Origin of the sequence: Candidatus Pelagibacter sp. Uisw_099_02 (assembly GCF_047727625.1) — a bacterium.
Taxonomy (GTDB): domain Bacteria; phylum Pseudomonadota; class Alphaproteobacteria; order Pelagibacterales; family Pelagibacteraceae; genus Pelagibacter.
On the sequence record NZ_CP159822.1, the window covers coordinates 1,055,256 to 1,079,416 of the forward strand.

The 24,161-nt window shown below is 28.6% G+C and carries 26 protein-coding genes; 13 read left to right on the forward strand and 13 right to left on the reverse strand.

What is annotated here, in order from left to right; translation table 11 throughout:
• The first annotated feature begins 46 nt into the window (after nt 1–46).
• Nucleotides 47–727, forward strand: a complete 681-nt coding sequence (locus ABXT47_RS05690; protein WP_415308163.1) for a DUF6134 family protein — start codon at nt 47–49, stop codon at nt 725–727.
• A gap of 1 nt (nt 728) precedes the next feature.
• Here the strand turns inward: ABXT47_RS05690 and ABXT47_RS05695 are convergent, their stop codons facing one another.
• The 3 genes from ABXT47_RS05695 to tldD are packed head-to-tail and all read right to left on the reverse strand — an operon-like array spanning nt 729 to nt 4,434.
• Complete coding sequence (locus ABXT47_RS05695; protein WP_415308164.1) at nt 729–1,700, reverse strand: NAD(P)/FAD-dependent oxidoreductase; 972 nt, start codon at nt 1,698–1,700, stop codon at nt 729–731.
• Entirely contained in the window at nt 1,697–3,016 is a 1,320-nt protein-coding gene (locus ABXT47_RS05700; RefSeq protein WP_415308165.1) for a TldD/PmbA family protein, read from the reverse strand. Before ABXT47_RS05700 ends, ABXT47_RS05695 begins: the two co-directional genes overlap by 4 nt.
• Nucleotides 3,017–3,021: 5 nt before the next feature.
• Nucleotides 3,022–4,434, reverse strand: coding sequence for a metalloprotease TldD (gene tldD, locus ABXT47_RS05705; RefSeq protein ID WP_415308166.1), 1,413 nt, complete (start codon nt 4,432–4,434; stop codon nt 3,022–3,024).
• Nucleotides 4,435–4,542: 108 nt separating this feature from the next.
• Between tldD and ABXT47_RS05710 the strand changes: the two genes are divergently transcribed.
• The 3 genes from ABXT47_RS05710 to ABXT47_RS05720 are packed head-to-tail and all read left to right on the forward strand — an operon-like array spanning nt 4,543 to nt 5,855.
• The gene (locus ABXT47_RS05710; RefSeq protein WP_415308167.1) at nt 4,543–4,905 is read left to right on the forward strand and encodes a rhodanese-like domain-containing protein; all 363 of its coding nucleotides are present in this window, start codon (nt 4,543–4,545) and stop codon (nt 4,903–4,905) included.
• A gap of 3 nt (nt 4,906–4,908) precedes the next feature.
• Complete coding sequence (locus ABXT47_RS05715) at nt 4,909–5,256, forward strand: thiol-disulfide oxidoreductase DCC family protein (protein ID WP_415308168.1); 348 nt, start codon at nt 4,909–4,911, stop codon at nt 5,254–5,256.
• 47 nt (nt 5,257–5,303) lie between these two features.
• Complete coding sequence (locus tag ABXT47_RS05720; protein ID WP_415308169.1) at nt 5,304–5,855, forward strand: tetratricopeptide repeat protein; 552 nt, start codon at nt 5,304–5,306, stop codon at nt 5,853–5,855.
• Nucleotide 5,856: 1 nt separating this feature from the next.
• Here ABXT47_RS05720 and ABXT47_RS05725 read toward each other — a convergent pair whose 3' ends face one another.
• From ABXT47_RS05725 to ABXT47_RS05735, 3 genes are read right to left on the reverse strand one after another with little or no spacing between them, the layout of a single operon-like run.
• Nucleotides 5,857–7,095: a hypothetical protein gene (locus ABXT47_RS05725; protein WP_415308170.1), complete on the reverse strand. Its 1,239-nt coding sequence runs from the start codon at nt 7,093–7,095 to the stop codon at nt 5,857–5,859.
• Nucleotides 7,096–7,125: 30 nt separating this feature from the next.
• On the reverse strand, nt 7,126–8,316 hold the full coding sequence (locus ABXT47_RS05730) for a class I SAM-dependent methyltransferase (RefSeq protein ID WP_415308171.1): 1,191 nt from the start codon (nt 8,314–8,316) through the stop codon (nt 7,126–7,128).
• The gene (locus ABXT47_RS05735) at nt 8,317–9,201 is read right to left on the reverse strand and encodes a dihydrodipicolinate synthase family protein (RefSeq protein WP_415308172.1); all 885 of its coding nucleotides are present in this window, start codon (nt 9,199–9,201) and stop codon (nt 8,317–8,319) included.
• Between the two features lie 50 nt (nt 9,202–9,251).
• On the opposite strand from ABXT47_RS05735, the gene ABXT47_RS05740 reads away from it, so the two are divergent.
• Complete coding sequence (locus ABXT47_RS05740; protein WP_415308173.1) at nt 9,252–10,217, forward strand: glycosyltransferase family 9 protein; 966 nt, start codon at nt 9,252–9,254, stop codon at nt 10,215–10,217.
• On the opposite strand, the gene ABXT47_RS05745 is transcribed toward ABXT47_RS05740, so the two are convergent.
• Complete coding sequence (locus tag ABXT47_RS05745; RefSeq protein WP_415308174.1) at nt 10,214–10,720, reverse strand: J domain-containing protein; 507 nt, start codon at nt 10,718–10,720, stop codon at nt 10,214–10,216. The two genes, ABXT47_RS05740 and ABXT47_RS05745, sit on opposite strands and share 4 nt — an antisense overlap.
• 17 nt (nt 10,721–10,737) lie before the next feature.
• On the opposite strand from ABXT47_RS05745, the gene ABXT47_RS05750 reads away from it, so the two are divergent.
• Nucleotides 10,738–12,813, forward strand: a complete 2,076-nt coding sequence (locus ABXT47_RS05750) for a S9 family peptidase (protein ID WP_415308175.1) — start codon at nt 10,738–10,740, stop codon at nt 12,811–12,813.
• Between the two features lie 10 nt (nt 12,814–12,823).
• Here the strand turns inward: ABXT47_RS05750 and ABXT47_RS05755 are convergent, their stop codons facing one another.
• Nucleotides 12,824–13,129: a hypothetical protein gene (locus ABXT47_RS05755; protein WP_415308176.1), complete on the reverse strand. Its 306-nt coding sequence runs from the start codon at nt 13,127–13,129 to the stop codon at nt 12,824–12,826.
• Between the two features lie 131 nt (nt 13,130–13,260).
• On the opposite strand from ABXT47_RS05755, the gene ABXT47_RS05760 reads away from it, so the two are divergent.
• The gene (locus ABXT47_RS05760; protein ID WP_415308177.1) at nt 13,261–14,571 is read left to right on the forward strand and encodes an NCS2 family permease; all 1,311 of its coding nucleotides are present in this window, start codon (nt 13,261–13,263) and stop codon (nt 14,569–14,571) included.
• 33 nt (nt 14,572–14,604) lie between these two features.
• Here ABXT47_RS05760 and ABXT47_RS05765 read toward each other — a convergent pair whose 3' ends face one another.
• Nucleotides 14,605–15,141, reverse strand: coding sequence for a phosphoribosyltransferase (locus ABXT47_RS05765; RefSeq protein ID WP_415308178.1), 537 nt, complete (start codon nt 15,139–15,141; stop codon nt 14,605–14,607).
• Between the two features lie 30 nt (nt 15,142–15,171).
• Here ABXT47_RS05765 and ABXT47_RS05770 point away from each other — a divergent pair, with 30 nt between their 5' ends.
• Both ABXT47_RS05770 and ABXT47_RS05775 read left to right on the forward strand, forming a co-directional pair.
• Entirely contained in the window at nt 15,172–16,065 is an 894-nt protein-coding gene (locus ABXT47_RS05770; protein WP_415308179.1) for a hypothetical protein, read from the forward strand.
• Complete coding sequence (locus tag ABXT47_RS05775) at nt 16,065–16,361, forward strand: DUF1330 domain-containing protein (protein WP_415308180.1); 297 nt, start codon at nt 16,065–16,067, stop codon at nt 16,359–16,361. Before ABXT47_RS05770 ends, ABXT47_RS05775 begins: the two co-directional genes overlap by 1 nt.
• Here the strand turns inward: ABXT47_RS05775 and ABXT47_RS05780 are convergent.
• Both ABXT47_RS05780 and ABXT47_RS05785 read right to left on the reverse strand, forming a co-directional pair.
• The gene (locus tag ABXT47_RS05780; protein WP_415308181.1) at nt 16,348–16,983 is read right to left on the reverse strand and encodes a DNA-3-methyladenine glycosylase family protein; all 636 of its coding nucleotides are present in this window, start codon (nt 16,981–16,983) and stop codon (nt 16,348–16,350) included. The two genes, ABXT47_RS05775 and ABXT47_RS05780, sit on opposite strands and share 14 nt — an antisense overlap.
• Complete coding sequence (locus ABXT47_RS05785; protein ID WP_415308182.1) at nt 16,976–17,860, reverse strand: DMT family transporter; 885 nt, start codon at nt 17,858–17,860, stop codon at nt 16,976–16,978. Before ABXT47_RS05785 ends, ABXT47_RS05780 begins: the two co-directional genes overlap by 8 nt.
• Before the next feature lie 35 nt (nt 17,861–17,895).
• On the opposite strand from ABXT47_RS05785, the gene msrA reads away from it, so the two are divergent.
• Genes msrA through ABXT47_RS05805 form a run of 4 tightly spaced genes read left to right on the forward strand, consistent with a single transcriptional unit; the run spans nt 17,896 to nt 23,148 of the window.
• Entirely contained in the window at nt 17,896–18,339 is a 444-nt protein-coding gene (gene msrA / locus ABXT47_RS05790) for a peptide-methionine (S)-S-oxide reductase MsrA (protein ID WP_415308183.1), read from the forward strand.
• 1 nt (nt 18,340) lies between these two features.
• Nucleotides 18,341–19,153, forward strand: coding sequence for a rhodanese-like domain-containing protein (locus tag ABXT47_RS05795; protein WP_415308184.1), 813 nt, complete (start codon nt 18,341–18,343; stop codon nt 19,151–19,153).
• A 3-nt stretch (nt 19,154–19,156) separates the two neighbouring features.
• On the forward strand, nt 19,157–20,026 hold the full coding sequence (locus ABXT47_RS05800) for an efflux RND transporter periplasmic adaptor subunit (RefSeq protein ID WP_415308185.1): 870 nt from the start codon (nt 19,157–19,159) through the stop codon (nt 20,024–20,026).
• Nucleotides 20,026–23,148 carry an efflux RND transporter permease subunit gene (locus ABXT47_RS05805; RefSeq protein WP_415308186.1) on the forward strand — a complete coding sequence of 1,041 codons (3,123 nt, stop codon included), beginning with the start codon at nt 20,026–20,028 and terminating at the stop codon, nt 23,146–23,148. The genes ABXT47_RS05800 and ABXT47_RS05805 overlap by 1 nt, the downstream gene beginning before the upstream one ends.
• Here the strand turns inward: ABXT47_RS05805 and ABXT47_RS05810 are convergent.
• Both ABXT47_RS05810 and ABXT47_RS05815 read right to left on the reverse strand, forming a co-directional pair.
• Entirely contained in the window at nt 23,145–23,744 is a 600-nt protein-coding gene (locus ABXT47_RS05810) for a lytic transglycosylase (RefSeq protein ID WP_415308187.1), read from the reverse strand. The genes ABXT47_RS05805 and ABXT47_RS05810 overlap by 4 nt on opposite strands.
• A complete protein-coding gene (locus ABXT47_RS05815) occupies nt 23,737–24,120 on the reverse strand; it encodes a hypothetical protein (RefSeq protein ID WP_415308188.1) in 384 nt (127 codons plus the stop codon). Before ABXT47_RS05815 ends, ABXT47_RS05810 begins: the two co-directional genes overlap by 8 nt.
• Between the last annotated feature and the right edge of the window lie 41 nt (nt 24,121–24,161).

The following is a 24,161-nucleotide window of genomic DNA, read 5'->3' on the forward strand; positions in this document are numbered from 1 at the left end:
ATAAAGTACTTCTTTTAAAGTTAAAGTCTATTATTGTTGATACTTTATGAAAAATTTTTTTATCTTAGTATTTTTTTTAACATATTCATTTAATTCTAATGCTCACATGGCACATTATAATAAATTTAATAAAATCGAAATGGAGATTTTAAAGGATGGTAAAGTTATTGGATATAATTACTATTTTTTTAAAAAGAATGGAGACAAAACAACAGTTACAAATCAAACTAAAATTACAGTCAAATTATTTGGAGCAACAATTTTTGAAATTGAAGGCTATGGAGAAGAAAAATATATTAAAAATAAATTGATTTCTTTTAATTCTAAAACACTTCAAAATAATAAAAAAAAATATGTAAATTTACAATTTAATGAACAAACAAATAAATTTGACATTCAAGGTTCATCTTATAATGGTGAAGCATCAATAAATAATATAATCGGAAATTGGTGGAGCCATAAAATTTTACAGACTGATAGTCAAATTAGTCCAGTATCAGGTAGCATTAAAGAGCAAGTAGTAACTTTTATAGCTAAAGAAAAAATTGAAATTTATGGTAAAACTTATGAGGTAGATCATTTTAAATTGACCTCAAAAGACATGTCTTTACCAAAAGATAAAAGGCTTAATTTTGATATATGGTTTGATAAAAAAAACTCTTTAATTTTAAAAGTTACTTATTCTAGATTGGGAAATTGGGAATATAAGGTTAAAAAATTTGAATAAATTATTTACTTATTTTTTTAAAAAGATCTTTGGCACTTATCCATCCAGACTCTAATCTAGGTCCAACAAACCAATCCGCACAAACCCCAAGATTTAAAGAAGAATTCCAATAGCTTTTAATTTTTAAAGGTTTTGAACTAGATGAATATTTCCAACCATGATTCAAGGAAAATAAAACTTTAGTTTTTTTTATATCTGTAAGTTTAAAAAACTGTTCTATCATAATCTTTGAGTTTAGCTCTTTATTTTCTTGATTTTTATTAATTTTTTCATTTGCCCATGAGTAAGTACTTTGTAAAGTCCAAAGATCATTTTTACTTTTAAAGCGCATTTTACTATTTTCATTTCCAGCCCATCCTAAAATTTTATCATTAAAAAAATAACTACTTACATTATGTTTACTTTTTTTTATGACCATCATGACCGTTATATTTGCGTCCATTTTAATTCTTTTATTAACAAATGAATGTTTTATATATTTTTTTGAAAGTTTTTTTAATTGAGGAAATGGACATGTTAATATTAAAGATTTATATAGTTTTATTGATCCATCTGAAAAATATATTTCCCAAATATTATTTTTATTAAAAATTTTAATAACTTCACTATTAAAATTACAATTAATATCTTTTAATAGATATTTGCTAATTGCATTATTCCCATTTTTACCAATTATCTTAATATGTTTTTTATCCTCTTTTTTATCTGTGTTTAAAAATACATGTTTCCCTGGCCAGCTTTTAACAATTCTTTTATCAATTAATTTTTTTATAAATCTTTTAAATTCAATACTTTTCGGTGAAATATATTGAGCACCATGATCAAAGCTCTCATTCTTATTAAACTTTTTGTTAGATGACCTCCCTCCCACGCCTCTTGCTTTGTCGTAAAGATCTAATGAGTATTTTTTACTGAGAGTATTCGCAATTGTTGCACCAGAAATACCTGAACCAATAATACAAAAGTCCTTCATTTCCCAGCAACAACCATACCTTCTATTAACATTGTTGGTGCATTTGTTGAATATTTAAACTCAAGATCATCTGCTAGTGTTATGTTCTTGAATATATCCTTGAAATTTCCAGCTATTGTAATTTCACTGACGGGATACTTAAATATTCCATCTTCAACCATAAAGCCATTGGCCCCGACTGAATAATCTCCTGTAACTAAATTGCTTCCATGTCCGATTGTTTCTGTAACATAAATAATTCTTCGGTTTAATCTTAAAAGATCTTTATAAGAGGTAGACCCTTTTTCAAAATATAAATTACTTGTTCCTCCACTTCTGCCATTTGATTTTAAATTTAATTTTCTTCCATAATAAGTATCAACAAGATAATGCTTTAAAACACCCTGATCCACTAATTTCAATTCCTTAGTTTTAACTCCCTCATTATCAAAATACCTAGAGCCTAATCCTTTAGTTATATCAGGCTTGTCATAAATATTTATTGATGTTGAAAATATTTCTTCATTTATTTTATCTTTTAAAAATGAAGTGCCTCTTGCTATAGACGATGCAGATATTGCACTTGCAAAAGAACTTAATATCCCTTTTGAAATTCTTCTATCAAAAATAATACTTATTTTTTCACTTTCTATTTTTTGAGGGTTTAATTTTTGAATTGTTTTTTTAGCTGCCAATGACCCAATTTGATTTGGTCTAAGCATATCATGTAAATGGCAAGTGCTCGTAAATTCATAATCTCTTTCCATTTTATTATTAGAGTCTTTTGCTATAGCAACACATGATGCAGAAAAAGATGAGGATTTATATCCATTTAAAAAACCATCACTGCTTGCTAATATAAAGTTAGATTTAGATTCTGTAAAACCTGTTTCTGTATTAATAATTTCTTTTTTTTCAAGTGCAGCTTCTTCTGCTTCTTTTAAATATTCAATTTTTTCATTATTCTCTATATGGTCATCATCATATAAGTTTAGATCATTAATTTTCTTTGCTAATAGATCTTGATCTGGTAGAGAATTAAATTCATCCTCTGGTGTAATTTGAGTTGTTTCAATACATCTCTCTATTAAAGTTTTAATATTATCTTCATTAAGATTTGATGAAGAAATGCTTGATTTCTTTTTACCAATATAAGTCTCTAAACTAACTCCTAAACTATCTGATCTGTCAGACTCATCTAATTTTCTATTTCTAAAATTGACTGTTTCAGAAATTGAATGCCCGACTACTGCTGTCACGTCTGTTGCACCTAATTTTTTTGCTAAATCTACACAAAAAGATGCTGTTTTTTTTAAATAATCTTGATCTTTAACCATATTATTTATAATTGAGTTCCACCAACAGTCATTTTATCGATTAAGATTGATGGCTGTGCCACACCCACTGGAACACCTTGTCCAGCCTTTCCACAAGTTCCAATACCTGGATCAAGCATCATATTATTTCCAACTAATGAAACTTCCTTTAAGATTGATGGGCCATCACCAATTAATGTTGCCCCTTTAATAGGAGCTCCTATTTTGCCATTTATGATTTCATAGGCTTCCGTACAATTAAATACAAATTTTCCTGATGTAATATCAACCTGACCACCACCAAAACTTACTGCAAATATCCCTTTATCAACTGATTTAATCATTTCTTCTTGAGAATATTTTCCATTTAACATCATTGTATTTCTCATTCTTGGAAGAACAATATGTTTGTAGCTTTCTCTTCTTCCACTTCCAGTAGATCTAGTATTCATTAATCTTGCATTCAAACGATCTTGCATAAAATTTTTTAATATACCATTTTCAATTAAGACAGTTTTTTCTGTGGGTGTTCCCTCGTCATCAATTGTTAAGCTCCCTCTTCTATTGTGCAAAGTTCCATCATCGATAATTGTAACTCCATCACTAGCAACTCTCTGACCCATTAAATTATGAAAAGCAGATGTTTTTTTTCTATTAAAATCTCCTTCTAAACCATGTCCTATAGCTTCATGAATAAGTATTGCTGGCCATCCAGGTCCTAAAACTACTTTCATTTCTCCTGCAGGAGCAGGTTTACTTTCTAAATTTACTGAAGCAATTCTAAATGCCTCATTACATACTTTTTTCCAATTATCATCTTTCAGATATTCATCATACGATTGTCTTCCACCAATACCATAAACACCAGTTTCTTTTTTGCCATTTTTTTCAAGCATCACCGAAACATTAAAGCGAATTAAAGGTCTAATATCTGTTAACACTTCACCACCTGATCTTATTATTTCTATAGACTTATGCTCCCCTGCAAAACTAGCTGTGACCTGCTGAACAATTCCTCCTTTTGCTCTAATATAATTATTAACTTCTTTTAAGAGTTCTAATTTTGATTGAAGTGATTTTTCTTCTATCGGATTAATATTTTTATAGAATTTTTCATTTGTCTTGTGTATCGCATGATTATAAATACCTTTTTTTGATTTCAAAGTTGAGCTTAAATTATCAGCTGATTGTTTTAATGAATTTTTTGAAATTTCATTTGAATGAGAGTATGCAACAACTTCGCCCGTTACGGCTCTTAAGCCATAACCTAAATCAGAGCTATAATTAGAGCTTTTAATTTTATCATCATCTAACACAATGGATTCACTCTTTGAATTTTCTAAGTAAAGCTCTCCATCATCACAGTTATTTAGTGTTTCAGAAATAATTTTTTCTGCATCATTTCTTGATAAATCTGTTTTATTAAAAAAATCTGTCATGTTAGTAAAATAGTAGTTATAATTATTTTTTCAATTGGTGTATTTCGCACATATACAAATTAATTAATTCTTGGTAATTTTACAAATTAATAAATAAAGGATAATAAAATGAAAAAATTTGATGAATTAATGAAGGTTTCTAATGAAATAACAAACATTTCTGTAGACGAAGCTAAAGCGAAATTAAATGATCCAAATGTTCAATTTATCGATGTCAGAGATAAAAGTAGTTTTTGCACTGAAACGATAGGTAATGCAATTAATTTAGAAAGAGGTTTACTGGAATTTTATTTAGCAGACGGCAGTCCTTTAGAAAAGGAAATGTTTAAAAATAATCCAGATAAAGAATATATAGTATTTTGTGGACTTGGTGGTCAAAGTACTCTCGCAACAAAAACAATGCAATATATGGGAATAAAAAACGTAAAAAATATGACTGGTGGAATGACTGCCTGGAAAGAAAAAAAATAAACTGTGAAGGTCTATTTTAATAATTCATGTAATATTTGTAGAGCAGAAATAAATTTATATAAAAAGCAAAATATAAAAGAAATTGAATGGGTTGATATCACTAATAACGTAGTTGCAGAAAAAGAGACGTCAAAAGATGATAAAACTCTTTTAAGAAGACTGCATGTTGAAGAGGGTGGAAAAATATCTGAGGGAGCAAAAGCTTTTTTGCTAGTTTGGAAAAAAATACCAAAATATAAATTCCTATATTCTTTTTTTAGCCTGCCAATTATTTTTACTTTATTTTCATTTTTTTATGAAGTTATTGCTTTCTTTCTGTATTTAAAAAATAAAAAACAGCTTTCTAAATAAATTTTTTATTTATTGAGAGTGGCTATCAATTAATTTATGTTTCTAATATGAAAACTTATAAAATTTTTATATTATTTTTTTTTATAAGCAGTTTTTTTCTTTCTGCTCAATCATCTCAAAAAATTATTCTAGATAAGCTTTTTGACCAGCTTATTGAGGTCAATGATTCAAATAATGCTGAACAATTAGAAAAAAAGATTTGGTCTGTTTGGAATGAGCATCCAAATAATGATAAATTAACTGATAAGTTAGAATTTGGAACAGAGCTTATGCAATATGGAGATTATAATTTTGCATTGAGAGTTTTTGACAACATCATAGTTACGGACCCTCAATGGCCTGAGGCTTGGAATAAAAGAGCAACTTTGTATTTTTTAATGAACGACTTTACAAATTCTCTAAATGATATTGAAAAAGTCTTAAGTATAGAGCCTAGACATTTTGGAGCACTGTCAGGACAGGCAAGAATTTTTATAAAACTTCAAAAATATGAGAAAGCGATTAAAAGTATTGAAAGAGCTCTAAAGTTCTACCCATCATTTAGAAGTCGCGAATTAATACCTGAAATTGAAAGATTGATTAAAGAAGAGAGTATTTAATCTAATCTTTTTTAGCTCTTTTTCTTGAAATTAATTGAGTTAATGAATCGACCATTAAATCAGAAGCTTTAAAAATTTCATTAGCTTTAAACTCATATGAGAAACTTTTTTCAGGATCCGATTTATCTTCAATAACTATTCCTTTATCTGGGGCATTATCTTTTATGTAGATTAACAATAACCATTCTTCATCTGGAGCCTCATCCCATTTAATAAATATCTCACCAGTTTCAAATCTTTTGTCTATACACCTAAAAATCGACATATGCCTGGTTACATGACGCTTATTAAGCTGAAAAACTAAACTACTTGAGCTTCTGTAAAAACTTTCAAGAGAAAGCTCAATTTTTTGTCTAGCTATTTTATAATCTTTTTCTTTTTGTAGTAATGTTTCTCTATCCTCATCACCTTTGATTTTTACACCTAAAGCCTCTACTCTTTCTCTAATTTTTTGATCTCTAATTATTCTATATTTATCTTTTAATTTTTCTATTCTTGCTTGAAGACCCACATAGTCATCTCTTTTTTCTTTTAAAGATACTTTTTCAATTTTTTCTAATTCTTTTATTTCTCTTATTCTAAATTTTTCAATTTGTTTTTCTAATTTTAGTTGTCTTAAAAATTGTCTTTGTCTTTCTGCTTGCTCAACTCTAAGTAATGCTTGTTCTTTGCGTAAAAATAATTTTATATCTTTTGCTCTTTCTTTTTCTAATTTAATCTCATCTTTTAAATTTTTTTCTTTAAACTTAGTTTGAAGTTCTTCTTCTTCTATTTTTTGTTTATGAATTAATATTTTTTCTTGTTCTTTTTTTTCAATTTCTTCTAATTTTCTTTTTCTTACTTCATCTTCTTTCAATATCTTATATTCAAGTATCTTATTTGCAAAAATGTCAAAAAATGCCTGGATATATTTTTCTAAATTAAAATTGATTTTAAAATTAAATTCTGATTTTAAAGAATACTGAAGTTTAATTACTCTTGATATTAATCCAACTCTTTTTTTAATAGACTTTTTTTTAGCTGGCTTTTTTTTAATAGGTGCTTTTTTAGCTAGCTCTTTTTTAATAGACTTTTTTTTAGCTGGCTTTTTTTTAATAGGTGCTTTTTTAGCTAGCTCTTTTTTAATAGACTTTTTTTTAGCTGGCTTTTTTTTAATAGGTGCTTTTTTAGCTAGCTCTTTTTTAATAGACTTTTTTTTAGCTGGCTTTTTTTTAAAAGACTTTTTTTTTATTTTTTTCATACTCTAAGGAAGTTATAATTTATCAATATATTACTGATAAATATAGTCTCTTGTGATAGGTGTAGATGTATAACTCTTTGTTAATTGGAATTGATACACAACCTGGTCGCCCCATTTGAAAGCAATTTCGCAACCAGCAAGGTAAAATTCCCACATTCTAAAAAATCTTTCATCAAACATTTTAACAATTTGCTCCTTATTATTAATACAGTTTTCCTTCCAATGTCTTAATGTATGCGAATAGTGCAATTTGAGCACCTCTATATCAGATACTACTAACCCTGCTCTTTCTATTGGTGTAGTTACCTCACTTAAGCTTGGGGTATACCCACCAGGAAAAATATACTTCGTTACCCACGGATGTGGGTCCCTAGGTGGATTAACAGAGCCTATTGTATGAATTAAAGAAACACCACCATCAGTAAGTAATTTTTCTATTTGTTTAAAGAACTTTTTATAAAATTTTCTTCCTACATGCTCAAACATTCCAACACTTACAATTCTATCAAATTTATCATCTAATTCCCGGTAATCCATAAGCTTGAATGTAACTTGATTTTCTAAACTTAGTTCTTTGGCTTTTTTTACACAATAAGCATATTGGTTTTCTGATAAAGTTATTCCTGTCACTTCACAATTCGTAGATTTGGCAATATCAATAGCTAATGATCCCCAGCCACATCCAATATCAAGAATTTTTTGGTTTTTTTTTATATTTAATTTTTTAATTATGTGTTGGATCTTATTATTTTGAGCATCTTCTAAACTATCATTTTCATTTTTAAAATATGCACATGAGTATTGCTTTTTAGGGTCTAAAAATAAATCATACAATTTATCTGAAAGATCATAATGATGTGCAACGTTCATTTTAGACTTTTTTATAAAATTAAAATTTGTTAAGTACCTATAAGATCCACTCATTTTATTTATACATTGACTAAAAAAATTTAACTCTCCTCTTCCAATATTCATAAGTGCTAAATCTAAAAAATCAGTTAGTGTTCCATTTTCAATAATTATATCTCCATCAGAATAGGCTTCCCCAAAATATAGGTCGGGACGAAATAGTAATTTATAATGAAGCTTCTTATTTAAAATTTTAAGTGTAATTGGAATTTTTTTTTGAGGAAATCCTATAATATATTTTTTTAAATTAGCATCAATCAATATAAAGCCATCATTTTTAAATAAGTTATCTAAAAACCTTGCTAGTTGCATTTATGACGCCTTTAAAGATTCCAAAGTAAAGTTAAGTTTATTGAGTTCTTCTATTAATTGAAGTTTATCTTGTTCTTTTAAAAGACTCACAGGCGGTAAAACATTTTCATAAATTCCATCATCATCAGACATAAAAGAATGTAATCCAGATATAAGATTAAATTTTTCAAAAGTATTTCTGACATCACATAGCATTTTATTTTTTGTTTGTTCCTTTTTTTCAAAAAAATCATCATAAACTTTTCTTGATAAGCCTGCTGTCACATTACAAGTTGCGGTAATAATTCCAGCACACCCTAACTCTAAACCATTTAAAAGTTTTGACTCTGATCCAGGTAAAACAGAAAAGTTATCTATATTTAAATGCTCATAAAGGTTGTAGGAGCTATCTTTAACTCCAACTATTTGATTCGGGAATTTCTTGACGAGCTCTTCAATACACTCAATACTAAATTTATAACCACATAGTTTTTCAAAATTATATAAAATAATTCTACTATCTGAAGCTGCTTCGACTACTCTTGAATAAAACTCTATCACCTCCTTATCGCCATATTTATAATAAGCAGGAGGCATAATTAAAAAATTATTAAAATCTAAAGATGAAGCTACATTCATTAAATTGATAGTTTCATTTAAAGAATTAAGTCCAGTTCCAATTAAATATTTATCTTTATATTTACTTTTTGATAATTTATTTAATAGACTAATTTTTTCACTAATAGATATAAGTTGAGCCTGCCCTGTGCTTCCAAAAATAGCAACTCCGTGGCAGCCTTGGTCAATTATTTTCTCTGCATGAGTGATCGTTTTTTCAATATTTAAGCTCAGATCACTATTAAATACAGACATTGATGCCGCATAAATGCCTTTAATATTATTCATTTTAAAAACTTATATAAATTTAAAAATTAGTAAAGATGATAAACTGTTGAATGAAAATTTTGATTATACAAAATAAAATGGGGATTGGTGATATGGTTATTTATCTACCCTTTATAAAGGCAATTTCTGAAGAGTTTGATACCTCTGTGAGCATTCTAGTTAAAGAGAGTTCGAAAGCAGAACAATTTTTAAAAAATAATAATATTATTAATAAGATAATTATTCTTGATCGTGGCAATAAAAAAAGGAATGGTAGACACGATGGCCTAGCTGGTTCCTATTGTCTAGCAAAAGATCTCAGGCAATATAATTTTGACAAAGTATTTATTTTTAATTCGTCTTTGAGATTTAATTTAATTACAAGAATTGCTAGGATTAAAGATATTTATCAATACTCTTTATTTCAAAAAAAAGATCAACACGTTATTAGTGCAGCAAAAGTTTTTTTAAAAAAAAAACTAGGTTTGAATGTTAAGAGTGACCCAGAAATTCCTATTGATAATCAATCTGTTCAAAAAGTGAGATCTAAATATAAAATTAGTAATGATGAAAAAAATATTTTACTTGGAATAGGTGGATCAGGACCAACGAAAAGAGTTCCTGCAATAATTTTTATAAAACTTATGCGCCTAATAGCTCAAAAATATAAATGCAAATTTTTTCTAGCAACCGGCAAGGACAAACAAGAACAAGAAATTTTAAAAGAACTGCTTAATTCAGAATTCAAAGATAAATGCTACGCACTAGATAATCTAAATTTAACTGAAATATTACCAATAATTAAAAATTGCGATATTTCTGTTTGTAACGACTCAAGTTTTAGCCATCTCTCTTCTGCGTTAGGTATTAAAACTATAGTTTTAATGGCTGATACGCCATTACTTTATGGAAGTTATAATTCAAAGATGTACCCAATTATTCCAGACGGAGAAAGTACAGTTGCGCATGATACTTTTGGGAAAGAAAAAATTAATCCAAATAAAATTTTTGATCAATTAGATGATATCTTAAGTTAACAAATATTTTTTAAAATAACTTCTTTAGCTTCATTAACAATCGCAGATAACCTTGCAGTTTCTGGTGACACATCTGGATGAATTTTTTTTTGAATATTGATATAAGCTTTATTAACATCATCTTTTGTATATTTTTTATTTTTATCAAGATTCAAAATTCTATAAGCTTCTTCTAAAGATAATATAGATGAGTTTCTAATATTTTGATTTTGGCTGAATGAAAACCTTCCAGATCTTCTAAGTGTTTGAATTAGTCTAAACAATCCAATTAATTGAATAATTGAAAACCCTTTTAACTTAACTATAGCTAAACTTAGTAGTGTTAAAGGTATACTAAGTAAAAACTTGCCTCCCACAGCAAGCACTAAAGCTAAGATTATCAATCCAATAAAAATTGGTTTTCTTAAATGTTTTGATATTTTTTTAGATGATATATTGACAAATAATTTTAGTAAAAAGTAAATAATTCCAAAAATAACTAGTGTATAAATGATTATATTCATATATTTAATTTATTCTCATGAAAATACCACAACTTAAAAAAAAATCAGAAATAAAAACATGTCATAATATTAGCTGGGAGGATAATTATAGCTGGATACACCAAGATAATATTTTAGAAGTTTTAAAAGATAATAAAAAATTAAACCCTGAAGTAAGAAAGTACCTAGAAGAAGAAAATTCATACACAAATTTTCACTTGTCAGATACTAAAAATATTCAAAAAGAACTATTTAATGAGATTAAGAGTAGAATAAAGTTAGACGACGAATCTTTACCGTTCAAAGATTTTGATTATGAGTATTGGACAAAAACAACAGCCAAAGGAAATTATTCTATCAAATTAAGAAAAAAAATTGGATCTAATAATATTGAAGAAATTTGGAATGGCGATGAAGAAAAAGCAAAACTCGAAGTAGAGTATTTTGGTGTTGGTGACCTTGAAGTTAGTTTTAATGATAAATATTTAGGATACTCTTTAGACACAAAAGGTTCAGAGTATTACACAATATATATTAGAGATATTAAAACAAAAAAAATAATTACTGAAAAAATTGAAGAAACATCAGGAAGCATAACTTTTAGCTTAGATGACCAATATATTTTTTATTCAAAACTAGATGAAAATCATAGACCAAGAAAAATTTATAGACATCAATTGGGTACAAGTACTGAACAAGATCAATTAATTTTTGAAGAAAAAAGTGAAGCTTTTACAGTTGGAATTGACCTAAGTTCTGATGATAAATATTTTTTTATTAACACTTCAGATCATAACACTTCCGAACAATATTATTTCAGTGTAAATGAAAAAGAACCAAGGCCAAAGATAATACAAAAAAGACAAAAAGGAATACTTTATTCTGTTAATTCTTGGAATGGAAAATTTTATAACCACACAAATAAAAATGCTGAAGATTTTAAAATAGATATAACTGATAGTTTAGAAAAACCTGACTGGAAAACTTTTATAGCTGCAAAAGAAGAGGTTTTAATCGGTGGTCTAACATTTTTAAAAAACTGGATCATCAGGTCAGAAACTTCAGATGCTTTAGACAAATTGTTTGTAAAGAATATAACAACTGAAAAAGAAGAGGAATTAATTTTTTCAGATGAGACCGTATATGTTCCTGGAGTATCTTTGGTTCAAAGAGATAAAAGTACTGATGAAATTTATTTGGGCTATTCATCACCAAAAACACAATCAAGAGTGTATTCTTATAACTTAAGCTCTAAAGAAAAAAAGTTGGTTAAAGAGCAAGAAATTCCTTCAGGTCATAACTCAGATGATTATATTGTTGAACGAGTCGATTGCAAATCGCATGATGGTAGGTTGATCCCTCTTACAATTACAAGGCATAAAAACACTAAACTTGACGGATCTGCAAATTTATTGCTTTATGGTTATGGCTCTTATGGAAGTTCAATGAGTCCCAGTTTTTCAACTACAAGATTAAGTTTAATAAATAGAGATATTATATGGGTCACAGCTCATATTAGAGGTGGAATGGAACGAGGAATGAAATGGTGGAAAGAAGGAAAACTACTTAATAAAAAAAATACCTTTGAAGATTACATTGCATCTGCAAAATATTTAATTGAAAATAAATACACTTCAAAAAATAAGATAATAGGAATGGGTGGTTCTGCTGGAGGCCTTCTTATGGGTGCAGTAGTTAATCAAGCGCCAGGATTATTTCTAGGAATAATAATGGCAGTACCATTTGTTGACTCTTTGACGACTAATTTAGATCATTCTTTGCCCTTAACAGTTGGGGAGTTTGATGAGTTTGGCAATGCAAAAGATAAAAAAGATCACTTTGATTATATTTATTCTTACGCTCCTTATAATAATATAAAAAAAATGGATTATCCCCATATACTGATCACTACAAGTTTGAGTGACAATAGGGTTTTATTTGATGAGCCAGCAAAATTTACTGCCAAACTTAGAGAATATAAAACTGATAATAATTTATTACTTTTAAAAACTGAGATGAATGCAGGTCATGGTGGTAAATCTGGTAGAGATGGTGCTATAGAAGAAATTGCATTTGATTATGCATTTGCATTAAAAATTACTAAAAAAATTTAGTTTCTAATTTTTAAAAACAACCATTTGAAACAAAACCAATCACAATCGAATTAGAGTCTACTTCAAACCTTCTTTCACAGAGTATTCCATATTTTTTGGTATTATAGACAAGCTCTAAATTGCCCTTATCATTTTTAAAATCTTCATCTGGCTTGCCTAATTCCATTTGCAAATTATCTGAAGTTTTTCCAATATATTTACTTAACTTAGTATTTTCTTTTTCAACAATTTTGTCTGTTTTATCTTTGATTGTTTGACAGCCAGCAACTAAAGTTAAAAAAAATAAGCTTATAAAAATAAATTTCAATTTGTACATACTTCAATGGTAACACTCAAAATATGGCATAAATATAAACTTATAAGTTGAAATATGTTGATAAACTTAGATTTTTAAGAGTATTTTCATGATTAATCTAATATTAATCGGTCTTAATCTTAGGAGGATCAATGTTAGAAAAATATTTTGACTATAAAAAACACAAGACTGATTTTAAAACAGAAGTAATAGCTGGTGTCACAACATTTTTGACAATGGCTTACATTATGTTTTTAAATCCATTTATTTTATCAGGTGAATTTGCTGGACCAGAAAAAGGTTTCTTTGAATTTGGAGCAGTGTATACAGCAACAATTGTTGCAACAGCACTTGCTTGTTTTATAATGGCATTTTATGGAAAAACATGGCCAATAGGTTTGGCACCAGGCATGGGAATTAATGCATTCGTTGCATTCGGTGTTTGTGCTGGAATGGGCTACACACCTCAAGAAGCTTTAGGAGCTGTACTGGTTGCTGGAATTTTGTTCTTAATCATTTCATTAACACCTATTAGAGCATGGTTAATTAATTCAATTCCAAAAAGTTTAAAATTAGGAATTGGTGCTGGTATAGGACTATTCCTAGCAATAATTGGACTTCAAATTATGGAAGTTGTTGTTGATAATCCAGTGACATTAGTTCAGTTAGGTGACTTGAGCGATCCACTTGTTTTATTGGGATGTGCTGCATTTATTTTAATGATTGTTCTTGAAAAAATGAAAGTTAAAGGAAATATCATTATTGGTATTTTGTTGTTCAGTATTATTGCATGGGCTACTGGACTTGCTAAATTTAATGGAATTGCCAGTTCACCGCCCCCAATGACCTATCTATTTGATTTTGATTTATCAGCAGCATTAACAGCTGGTATGACAACTGTAGTATTTACTTTATTATTTGTTGATTTCTTTGATACCGCAGGAACATTAACCTCAGTAGCAAACGTTGCTGGCAAGGTTGATAAAAATGGTAAAGTTAAAGACATAGAAAAAGCAATGATGGCTGACAGTGTTGGAACTGTAGCTGGTGCAATGATGGGAACAACAACTGTAACAAGTTATGTTGAATCTGGAGCTGGTGTAAAAGCTGGTGGAAAAACAGGAATGACCTCTTTAGTAATTGGTCTGCTATTTTTAGCTTGTATATTTTTTGCTCCTTTAGCAACAAGTTTACCTAAGCAAATTGATGGTGCAGCTTTAGTATTTGTTTCTGTTCTTTTTGTTAGAAACATAACTGATATTGAGTGGGATGATATTGGTGAAGCAGCTCCTGCTATTCTTGCAATGATTGCTATGCCTTTAACATATAGTATTAGTAATGGTATTGCTTTAGCATTTGTTTCTTATGCATTAATCAGATTATTTACTGGTAAGTTTTCTTCAACTTCACCAGCAATATGGGTTATTGCAATCTTAAGTGTTGTTAGTTTTGCAGTTGCTTAAAATATAATAGTTAGGGCTGGAATAATTCCAGCCCTAACTATTTCTCTTAATTATTTCTTCCATAGAAATCTCTTCATAATGTTCAGTAGGTTGAACAATCCAAGGATCTGAATCTAGTTTTACTGGGCAAAAATCTGGCTCAAATGTAGATGATTTTTTTTTCCATAAGCATGCGGTTTTAACTTCTTTTATAAAATTTTTTGTTGGCTCGTATTTTTTTAACCATTCTATACTTTTATTTAAAGTTAGTCCGGTATCAGATAGATCATCAACTAGTAGTACTTTATCAAAATCCTTATTCTCTGCTAAAGAACTAATCTCTCTAGCAAACATTAATTGTCCCTGTTTATCTTCCATTCCTTTACCAGAATAACTCTGAATCACTATGTATGCGATAGGCAGCTTTAGAATCCTAGAAAGAATGTCTAGGATTGGGGCAGCACCCCTCATGATACCTACTAATACAGTGGGTTTATAGTTATTATGGATTTCTATTGCTAATTTTTCAACAATTTTTGTATACTGATCAAAAGTGATAATTAATTTATCTGCCATAAAATTTTTTATCATATAAATAAAAATAAAAAAGAATAAAAAATTATGAAAATATTTGATTGCTTTATGTATTTTGATGAAGATGTAGTCTTAGATGTAAGGCTTAATTTTCTAGATAAATTTGTTGATAAATTTGTAATAATTGAATCTGAATACAATCATAAAGGGGAAAAAAGAACTCCTCTATTCAATATAGCTAAATTTGAAAAATTTAAAGATAAAATTAAATATATTTTAACAAATGATATTCCGCCAGGAATAGAAAAAATAAACAAAGATGATAAAGAAACTGAAATATACAGAAAATCAATCCTTAATGCCTGGAAAAGAGAAAACCTTCAAAGAAATCAAATTCAAAAAGGTCTAACAGAAGCAAATAAAGAAGACTGGATTATTATTTCAGACCTAGATGAAATACCTAATTTATCTAAGATTAATTTAAAAAATACAAAAAATAACTTAATATTTTTTAAACAACATATGATGTACTACAAATTTAATTTAAAATTAGAAAATTATATTTGGGTTGGAAGTAAAGCATGTAAAATGAAAAACTTAGAATCTCCACAGTGGATAAGAGATATAAAAGACAGAGAATATAATTGGTGGAGAATTGATACTTATTTTTCTAAGAGAAAATATAGTAATATTTTATTTGCAGAAGATGGGGGATGGCATTTTTCATATTTAAAAAATCCAAAAGATATTGAAAAAAAACTTAAATCATATCTTCATCATATAGATTATGACTTAAATCCAGTTGGTGAAAAAGGTATTCAGGAAATGATTAATAATAAGAAAACAATTTACAATATAAGAGCTGATCAAAAAGAAAATAAGTTTGATGGAGCAAATAAATTAAATAAAATTAATATTAATTTATTACCATCATATATTTCAGAAAATAAAGATAAACTTAAAGATTGGATTGAGGAATAATGAAAGGATACTGGATAGCGCTATATAAGAAGATTGATAATATAAAAAATTTGAAAGATTATTCTACCAAAGTAACCCCTATTATAAAAAATTTTGGTGGGAAGCCGCTGGTTAGAGGTGGAAAATATCAAAATCTAGAAGGTGAAAACTTTTCAAGAACTGTAATTTGGGAATTTCCAACTTATGAAACAGCTTTAGAATGTCATGAATCTAAAGAATACCAAGATGGATGGGCATTGGCTAAGGCTACCACTGAAAGAAATTTACAAATTATTCAAGGTTTTAATACTGAATAGGTTCTGGATCTATACTTCTCCATAGATACCAGGTTGCTACCGAACAATATGGAGTAAATCTTTTGTTTAATAATTTTACATAAGATTCTGGGGGTAAGTAATTTTTTTTATAATTCTTTGAAATTCCTCTTAAAAGTCCAATATCTTGTATGGGCCAAATGTTTGACCTATTATATGTAAATAGCAAGATCATCTCAGCTGACCATCTACCAATTTGTCTTAACTGGGATAAATAAATAATGGCCTCTTCATCAGACATTTTAGGTATTAATCTAGGATTAAAAGATTTATCTAATGTTTGCTTTGCTAAACTTTTTATTCCTCTAACTTTCTGTCCACTTAATCCACAACTTCTAAGTTGAGCAGAGGAAAGTTTAGAAATTGTTTTTGCATTAATCTTGTTTTTACATTTTTTTTTAAATTTTAAAAAAACAGAATTAGCAGCAGCAACGCTAATTTGCTGTCCAATAATACTTTTACATAATGAAAAAAATATATCTTTTCTAGAAGTAAGCACAGCTTCTGAGGGAGATTTATATTTACTAATTAATGAAGACATCACTTTATCTTTATTAGATAAATATTTTTTTGCAGTATTCCAATATTTTGGTTTTTTATTCATGTCTAGTGGTAGATGGTATTTCTTTTTTGTGATAAATTTCTCTTCTAAGAATAATTAAAGAAGAAGCCACAACCAACAATGCACCGAGTAATGTTTTTGTCGTAGGAATCTCATCCCAAATTAAATATCCAAAAATTATTCCAAAAACTAATGCTAAATACTTTAATGGCGATACAAGAGAAACTTCAGATAATTTAAAAGATTGACTAAGCCATAAATTTGCAAAACCTCCTAAAAATCCAATCATACACAATAAAACTAAATCTTGAACACTCGGCATCACCCAGCCAAAAGGAATTGTAAATAAGCTTGCTAGAGTAATAACTATTGAAAAATTAAGAGCAATAAGCCAAACTGGTTCTGTTGTAGATAGCTGTCTAATTGCAATGGCAACATAAGATAAACCTAAACAAAAAATAATCGGGTAAATATAATATATATTTAGAGCACCAAAACCAGGTTCGGTTATAACAATAATTCCAATAAATCCAATGGATACAGCAAGCCATCTATAAAATCCAACTTTCTCACTTAAAAAAAAAATTGAAAAAATTGTAGTGAATATAGGGGCAGCAAAAGAAATGCTGACTACTGTGGCTAATGGTAAGTTTCTTAGTGCAATAAATATTGCAATTAGAGCTATCAATCCAAATAAGCATCTTAAAAAATGTAAACCTGCCCTTTTTGTGAGATAAAAATTTTTAATCCTAGCTCGTGGCATTATAAAAAAATAAATAACTACTCCAAAAAAACCTCTGAAAAATAACACTTGACCTAAAGGATAATATTCAGACCATTTAACTATTAAATCCATAAAAGAAAATGCACATACCGACATAAACATGTACAAAAAGCCTGATTGATTTTTACTAAGCATAAGAATAATTTGTAGATTAAATTAAAGGATAAGCAATGGAAATAGCAATTTTAGGTTTGGGGTGTTTTTGGGGACCAGAAATCAAGTTTAGTAGACTCGAAGGAGTTATTAAAACTGAGGTTGGTTATTGTGGTGGTGACAGTAAAGAAACTACTTATAAAGAAGTATGTACAGGTAATACAAGTCATGCAGAAGTCGTTAAATTAGACTTTGATCCAAAAATTATTTCTTATGAAAAAATTTTAGAATTTTTCTTTGAAATTCATGACCCAACAACATTAAATTCACAAGGACCAGATTTTGGAACACAATATAGAAGTGAAATATTTTACCTAAATGACAAGCAGAAAGAAATTGCTGAAAATGTAATTAAAAAAATGAATTCAAATTTATCTGGAAAAGTAGTAACAAAATTTTCTTTATTAAAAAATTATTGTCCAGCAGAAGAATATCATCAGAGATATTTGGAAAAAAGATAATGTGTCATTAGTTAATACAAATTGGTTAGAAAAAAATTTAGATAAAGTAAAAATTATTGATTGTTCATGGCACATGCCCCAAACAAAAAGAAATAGTTTTGAAGAATATCAACAGTTACATATAGAGAACACAATATTTTTTGACTTAGATAAAAATTCTAAAACAGATACTGATTTACCTCATATGTTAACTGATATTAAATCTTGGGAGAAAATTATATCAAATTTGGGAATTAAAAATGAGGACCGAATAATAATTTATGATAATTCCGATGTAATTAGTTCTTGCAGGTGTTGGTATAATTTTATTTACTTTGGACATGATCCAAGTTTGGTCCATGTGCTAGACGGTGGGTTAAAAAAATGGATGAACGAAAAAAAACCTACAGTAAGTAATTTAACAAAAATTATTAGCTCCAATTATATAGCTAACGAAAAAAAAAAATTAGTAAAAAATAAAGAACAAATTGATGAAAATATTGAAAAAAATGACTTCAGAGTTATGGATGCAAGAAGTAGAGAAAGATTTGAGGGCAAGGTTCCTGAACCAAGAAAAGGGTTAAGAAGTGGTTCTATAAAAAATTCTTTTTGTCTTCCTTTTTCTGAACTTATTAATGAAGATCATACATTCATTACTAAAGAAAAAATTCTTGAAAAATTTAGACTAACTAAATGTAACCTTAATGAAAATATAGTGTTTACATGTGGTTCTGGAGTTACCGCTTCTGTTTTGGCTCTTGCTTATTCTCTAATAGACACTAAATATATGCCAACAATCTATGATGGTTCATGGAGTGAGTATGGAAAAAATTAAGATATGAAAAGATCAACAAAAATTACTACAGTAATCATTACTTTCTTTTTAATAATCACAATTGTGATTGTTGGAAGAACAATGATTGGTAATCATTTTAAAAAAAAATTTAGTAAAAGACCTCCACCTGGAGTAATTGTTAAAGAGGTAGTTTACAAAAGTTTTTCAGAAAATATTGAAAGCTTTGGTACAGCAGTATCAAAGAGAGCAGAGTCTTTTAGAATTAAAAGAAATAATTTAATATCTGAGCTAATCCTTAAAGACTATGTAAAAAAAGGTGATCTAATTGTTAAGCTTAAAGATAGAAACATTATAGCACCTTTCAACGGTGTTCTTGGATACAGAGGTATTACTGGTGATATTCTTGGTTCAGATAACTCAATTATTATAACTTTAGACGATAACTCGATTATATATTCTGACCTAAAAATTCCTGAAACTTTTTCATCATTCATACAAAAAGATTTACCCATTAAGGCAAAATTCTCAGGCAACAAAAACAAAACATACAGTGGAAAAGTCTATGCTGTTTCAAGCAGAATTAATGCTGAAACGAGAAGTTTACTTACAAGAGTCATGATTGAAAATGAAAATTCTGAATTAATACCTGGCTCTCTTCTAGAGGTTGTTATTAATTATAACGAACGAAACTCTCTTGCAATACCTGATACCAGTATGATGGTAGAGGGAAGCAAAACTTATGTCTATAAAGTTTCAAAAGACAATATTGTAAATAAAACTGAAATAGAAATTGGAATAAGAGATGGTGGATTTATTGAGATAATCTCTGGTCTTAATGATGGGGAGACTATCGTTGCTGAAGGACTAAAAAAAGTTAGGCCAAGAGGAAAAGTTAAACCAATTAAAAAATAATGTTTATAACTGATTTAAGCATAAGAAGACCAGTTGTTGCTTGGGTAATGTCTCTTATATTAATCGTTTTTGGAATATTTGTTTTTTCACAATTACCCGTGAGAGAATTACCTGAAGGTTTACAGCCTCCTGTAGTTCAAATTAAAGTAGACTATAAGTCTGCTTCAGCTCCTATAATTGATCAAGAGGTAACTCAAGTAATTGAAGATGTAATTGGTGGAGTTGAAGGAGTAAAAAATATTAACTCAACATCAGAAAATGGAAGTAGTTCAATTAATGTTGAATTTAATACTGACATCAACCTAGATAATGCAGCCAATGATATAAGAGAGAGAGTAGCAAGAATTGTTGATAGATTACCAAGTGAAGCTGATGCCCCTCAAATACTTAAGCAATCGGCAGGGTTTTCAACTACTATGTGGCTAGCTGTATCTTCTGCTACTTGGAGTGATTTGGAACTTGGAGATTATGTTGAGAGATATTTGGTAGATCAATTTTCTAGTGTTAAGAACGTAGGAACCATTAGAACTGGTGGTTTAAGAGATTTAAGTGTTAGAGTCTGGATAGATCCAATTAAACTTGCAGCTTACAATTTGACCATTCAAGAAGTTGAGATAGCAATAGGAAAAGAAAATGTAAGTCTGCCAGCAGGTACTCTTGAGGCTAACAATATTGATTTAATATTAAACTTGGATAAATCATATGATGATATAGAAAAATTAAAAGCATTACCTATAAAAAAAAACCAAAATAGTATTGTAAGACTTGCAGATATTGCCAATATTGAATTTGGTCCAGTTTCAGAAAAAAATCTTTTTAAGGCACAAAGTAAGGATGCTTTAAATCTAAAAACTGTAGGAATTGGTATTTATGCAAAAAGTGGCGCTTCAACAGTAGAACTATCTAAAGAAATAAGTAAAAAAATAGATGAAGTTAAAAAAACATTACCAGGTGATCTAAATATAGAAGTGGCTTTTAACAGGGCAACATATGTGGGTACTGCTATTGACGAAGTTTACAAAACTTTAATCATCGCTTTTATACTTGTGGTTATTATTATTTATTTATTCTTGGGAAATATAAAAGCTGTAATTGTGCCAGCAGTTGCATTACCTGTAAGTTTGATAGCATCTTTTTTAGGTCTTTACTTATTTGGTTTATCAATAAATATTTTTGTTTTATTAAGCTTTATTTTGGCCATTGGAATAATTACTGATGATTCAGTCATAATGACAGATGCAATTTATAGAAGAATTGAAAATGGAGAAAGCCCTTTGGTTGCGGCTTATAAAGGATCAAAACAAATTAGTTTTGCAATCGTTGCTACAACATTAATTCTAGTTGCCGTGTTTATTCCCTTAATTTTTATAGATGGAATTGCAGGCACGTTATTTAGAGAAACTGCGATTGCCTTATCTTTTTCAGTTGTGATATCCTCTTTTGTTGCGCTTACATTGTCACCCATGTTAGCAAGTAAGTTTTTAAAGAAGGAACCTAAGCAAAATCTTATAGTTACTAAATTTGACAAGTTTTTTAAATCATTATCAAAATTGTATGAAGAAACATTGAGCTATTGGCTAAATAAGAAAAAAATTGTTATTTCATTTATTGTCTTCACTATTATTATCTCTAGTGTTTTATTTCATTTTACAAAAAAAGAATTGCTACCCATGGAAGATCGAGGTGTATATCTGGTTCTTGGATTTACAGATGAGGGGAGTTCTTTTGAATATACTGAAAAAAGAGCCGAAGATGTTGAAAAAAGATTAATTCCACTTCTTCAGGCTGAGGATAGTCCATATAAAAGATTCATAATGAGAGTGCCAGGATTTGGAAGCAACAAAAATTCTTTTAACAGCTTTATAATAATTGCATTATTGGATGAATGGGCCGAAAGAGATAAAAGTTCACAAACAATAATGAGGGAAGCAATTGGAAAAATTGTGACTGTACCAGAAACTGTAGCTTTTCCAATTTCACCACAATCTATTAGAGTTTCTAGCTACAATAAACCAGTTCAAATGGTTATATTGGGTAGTACTTACGAAGAGTTAGAAGAAATACAATCTAAAGTTATTAGAAAATTAAGACAGAATAAAAACTTATCCAGAATAGAATCTGACTATTCTAGAGACAAACCTGAAATCAAACTGGTAATTAATAAAAACAAAGCTAAAGATTTAGATATATCTACTGACTCAATTGGAAAAACTTTAGAAACTCTTTATGGTGGAAAAACTGTAACAAAATTTAATAGACTTGGTAAAGAATATCCAATTATACTTCAGCAATACTTGGTTGACAGAAGATCTCAACAGGGGCTTTCTAAAATATTTGTTAGATCAGAAACTACTGGAAAATTAATTTCTTTAGCAAATTTAGTAGAGTTTAGTGAAAAAGGATCTGCAAAAAAATTAGCAAGATATAACAGGCAGAGAGCTGTAACAATATCTGCAAATATATCTGAATCTTATACGCTTACAGAGGCAATTGCATATTTAGAAGAGACGATGCAAGAAATTGGCTCTTCCAATCAAATTGCATGGAAGGGTAAATCAGAAGAAATAAAAGAAACTAGTAACGAGCTGTTTATTATTTTTGGATTAGCATTTCTAACTGCCTACCTGGTAATGGCTGCAACTTTTAATTCATTTATACACCCATTTATTATTATGTTAACTGTCCCACTTGCTTTGTTTGGAGGATTGGTCTTTATTCTATTTTTAAATAGTTCTATTAATATCTTCTCACAAATAGCACTTGTCATTTTAATAGGAATATCGACTAAAAATAGTATTCTAATTGTTGATTATGCTAATCAATTAAGGACAGCTGGAAAAAATATTGAAACGTCAGTTAAAGAAGCTTGTCAATTAAGATTTAGACCAATAATGATGACATCAATAAGTACAATGATAGCAATGATACCTCTGGTTATAGGTAATATTGGACCAGGCGCAGGTGAAGCTTCTAGATTAGCTGTAGGGGCCACTATTTTAGGTGGCATGATTATATCAACATTCTTTACACTCTACGTTACTCCAACAATGTATTTAATTTTAGCTAAAAATACAAAAAGAATAGATGCTGTTGATATTGAGTTAAAAAAACAACTTCGTTAAAAAATAATATATTTATTTTTATTTAATCTTTTCTGACATTTTTTTAATTGAGCTTTATATTTGTTAGATTGTTTTTCTACTTTTTTAGCTAAGCCTATAACTTTTTGATTATTCTTATAATTTTTATAACCACCCCACCCCTCATGATATGCAAGATATTGCCTAAAAGCATCTTTCTTAGAAATCTTTAAAAGGGACTCAGTTTTGTCTGTATACCAACCAATAAAATCTACACTATCTTTAAATCTTGCTCTAGTTGCAAGTTTATTACCTGTTTCATTTTTATACTGCTCCCAAGTTCCTTTTACAGCCTGGGAATAACCAAAAGAGCTTGATGGACGCTTAAAGGGTATAACTTTAAATAGTTTTTGTCGTTGTGGTTTTGCTAACCAATCAAAATCAGATTCCATTTTAATAATGGCTAACTGAACATAAATTGGGGTACCCCATTTATTCTCAGTACTTTTTGCATGTTTATACCAAAGATATCTCTCGTTAAAAATAGAGCAACTGTTTGATGTATTTTTAGGTATAGAGGAGCACGCTGAAAGTAAAATAATTAACAGAGTATAAAAAATATTTTTTAACTTAAACATACTTATCTTTAGCTTTATAAATAATTATTACAAATATAATGCCTACAATATTTCCAAACAAATCAGTCCATTCAAACGCTCTTAGTGGAATAATAATATGAGCTAATTCTAAAATAATTGATAATAAAAATAAATATATTGTCACTATTTTAATTTTTCTTGTATCTTGATAAGCACTAATTCCTAGAACAGAAAGAACAATAAATACATATGCGTGATTAGAAGAAATTATAAAATCTCTAGTAATTTGAGGTTGGATAGAACTATCACCATATAAAAGATAGCCAAATATACTCCCAGGATATAAATAAATTATTATCAATATTAAGTTAGCAGTGTGAAAAGCAGGAATTAAAAGTTTTTTTTTATATTTCATAATAATTTTATTTATTTTGTTCTTTTTATCAGTTATCAAAA

Excerpts from the sequence above, each read along its gene's own strand:
- ABXT47_RS05720 (WP_415308169.1), top strand. The coding sequence starts at position 5,304 with ATGAAAACTTATAAAATTTTTATATTATTTTTTTTTATAAGCAGTTTT.
- ABXT47_RS05785 (WP_415308182.1), bottom strand. The coding sequence starts at position 17,860 with ATGCTTAGTAAAAATCAATCAGGCTTTTTGTACATGTTTATGTCGGTA.
- msrA (WP_415308183.1), top strand. The coding sequence starts at position 17,896 with ATGGAAATAGCAATTTTAGGTTTGGGGTGTTTTTGGGGACCAGAAATC.
- ABXT47_RS05805 (WP_415308186.1), top strand. The coding sequence starts at position 20,026 with ATGTTTATAACTGATTTAAGCATAAGAAGACCAGTTGTTGCTTGGGTA.
- ABXT47_RS05745 (WP_415308174.1), bottom strand. The coding sequence starts at position 10,720 with ATGAATATAATCATTTATACACTAGTTATTTTTGGAATTATTTACTTT.
- ABXT47_RS05760 (WP_415308177.1), top strand. The coding sequence starts at position 13,261 with ATGTTAGAAAAATATTTTGACTATAAAAAACACAAGACTGATTTTAAA.
- ABXT47_RS05725 (WP_415308170.1), bottom strand. The coding sequence starts at position 7,095 with ATGAAAAAAATAAAAAAAAAGTCTTTTAAAAAAAAGCCAGCTAAAAAA.
- ABXT47_RS05735 (WP_415308172.1), bottom strand. The coding sequence starts at position 9,201 with ATGAATAATATTAAAGGCATTTATGCGGCATCAATGTCTGTATTTAAT.
- ABXT47_RS05700 (WP_415308165.1), bottom strand. The coding sequence starts at position 3,016 with ATGGTTAAAGATCAAGATTATTTAAAAAAAACAGCATCTTTTTGTGTA.
- ABXT47_RS05800 (WP_415308185.1), top strand. The coding sequence starts at position 19,157 with ATGAAAAGATCAACAAAAATTACTACAGTAATCATTACTTTCTTTTTA.
- ABXT47_RS05780 (WP_415308181.1), bottom strand. The coding sequence starts at position 16,983 with ATGAATAAAAAACCAAAATATTGGAATACTGCAAAAAAATATTTATCT.
- ABXT47_RS05740 (WP_415308173.1), top strand. The coding sequence starts at position 9,252 with ATGAAAATTTTGATTATACAAAATAAAATGGGGATTGGTGATATGGTT.
- ABXT47_RS05695 (WP_415308164.1), bottom strand. The coding sequence starts at position 1,700 with ATGAAGGACTTTTGTATTATTGGTTCAGGTATTTCTGGTGCAACAATT.
- tldD (WP_415308166.1), bottom strand. The coding sequence starts at position 4,434 with ATGACAGATTTTTTTAATAAAACAGATTTATCAAGAAATGATGCAGAA.
- ABXT47_RS05730 (WP_415308171.1), bottom strand. The coding sequence starts at position 8,316 with ATGCAACTAGCAAGGTTTTTAGATAACTTATTTAAAAATGATGGCTTT.
- ABXT47_RS05690 (WP_415308163.1), top strand. The coding sequence starts at position 47 with ATGAAAAATTTTTTTATCTTAGTATTTTTTTTAACATATTCATTTAAT.
- ABXT47_RS05765 (WP_415308178.1), bottom strand. The coding sequence starts at position 15,141 with ATGATAAAAAATTTTATGGCAGATAAATTAATTATCACTTTTGATCAG.
- ABXT47_RS05770 (WP_415308179.1), top strand. The coding sequence starts at position 15,172 with ATGAAAATATTTGATTGCTTTATGTATTTTGATGAAGATGTAGTCTTA.
- ABXT47_RS05710 (WP_415308167.1), top strand. The coding sequence starts at position 4,543 with ATGAAAAAATTTGATGAATTAATGAAGGTTTCTAATGAAATAACAAAC.
- ABXT47_RS05815 (WP_415308188.1), bottom strand. The coding sequence starts at position 24,120 with ATGAAATATAAAAAAAAACTTTTAATTCCTGCTTTTCACACTGCTAAC.
- ABXT47_RS05750 (WP_415308175.1), top strand. The coding sequence starts at position 10,738 with ATGAAAATACCACAACTTAAAAAAAAATCAGAAATAAAAACATGTCAT.
- ABXT47_RS05810 (WP_415308187.1), bottom strand. The coding sequence starts at position 23,744 with ATGTTTAAGTTAAAAAATATTTTTTATACTCTGTTAATTATTTTACTT.
- ABXT47_RS05775 (WP_415308180.1), top strand. The coding sequence starts at position 16,065 with ATGAAAGGATACTGGATAGCGCTATATAAGAAGATTGATAATATAAAA.
- ABXT47_RS05755 (WP_415308176.1), bottom strand. The coding sequence starts at position 13,129 with ATGTACAAATTGAAATTTATTTTTATAAGCTTATTTTTTTTAACTTTA.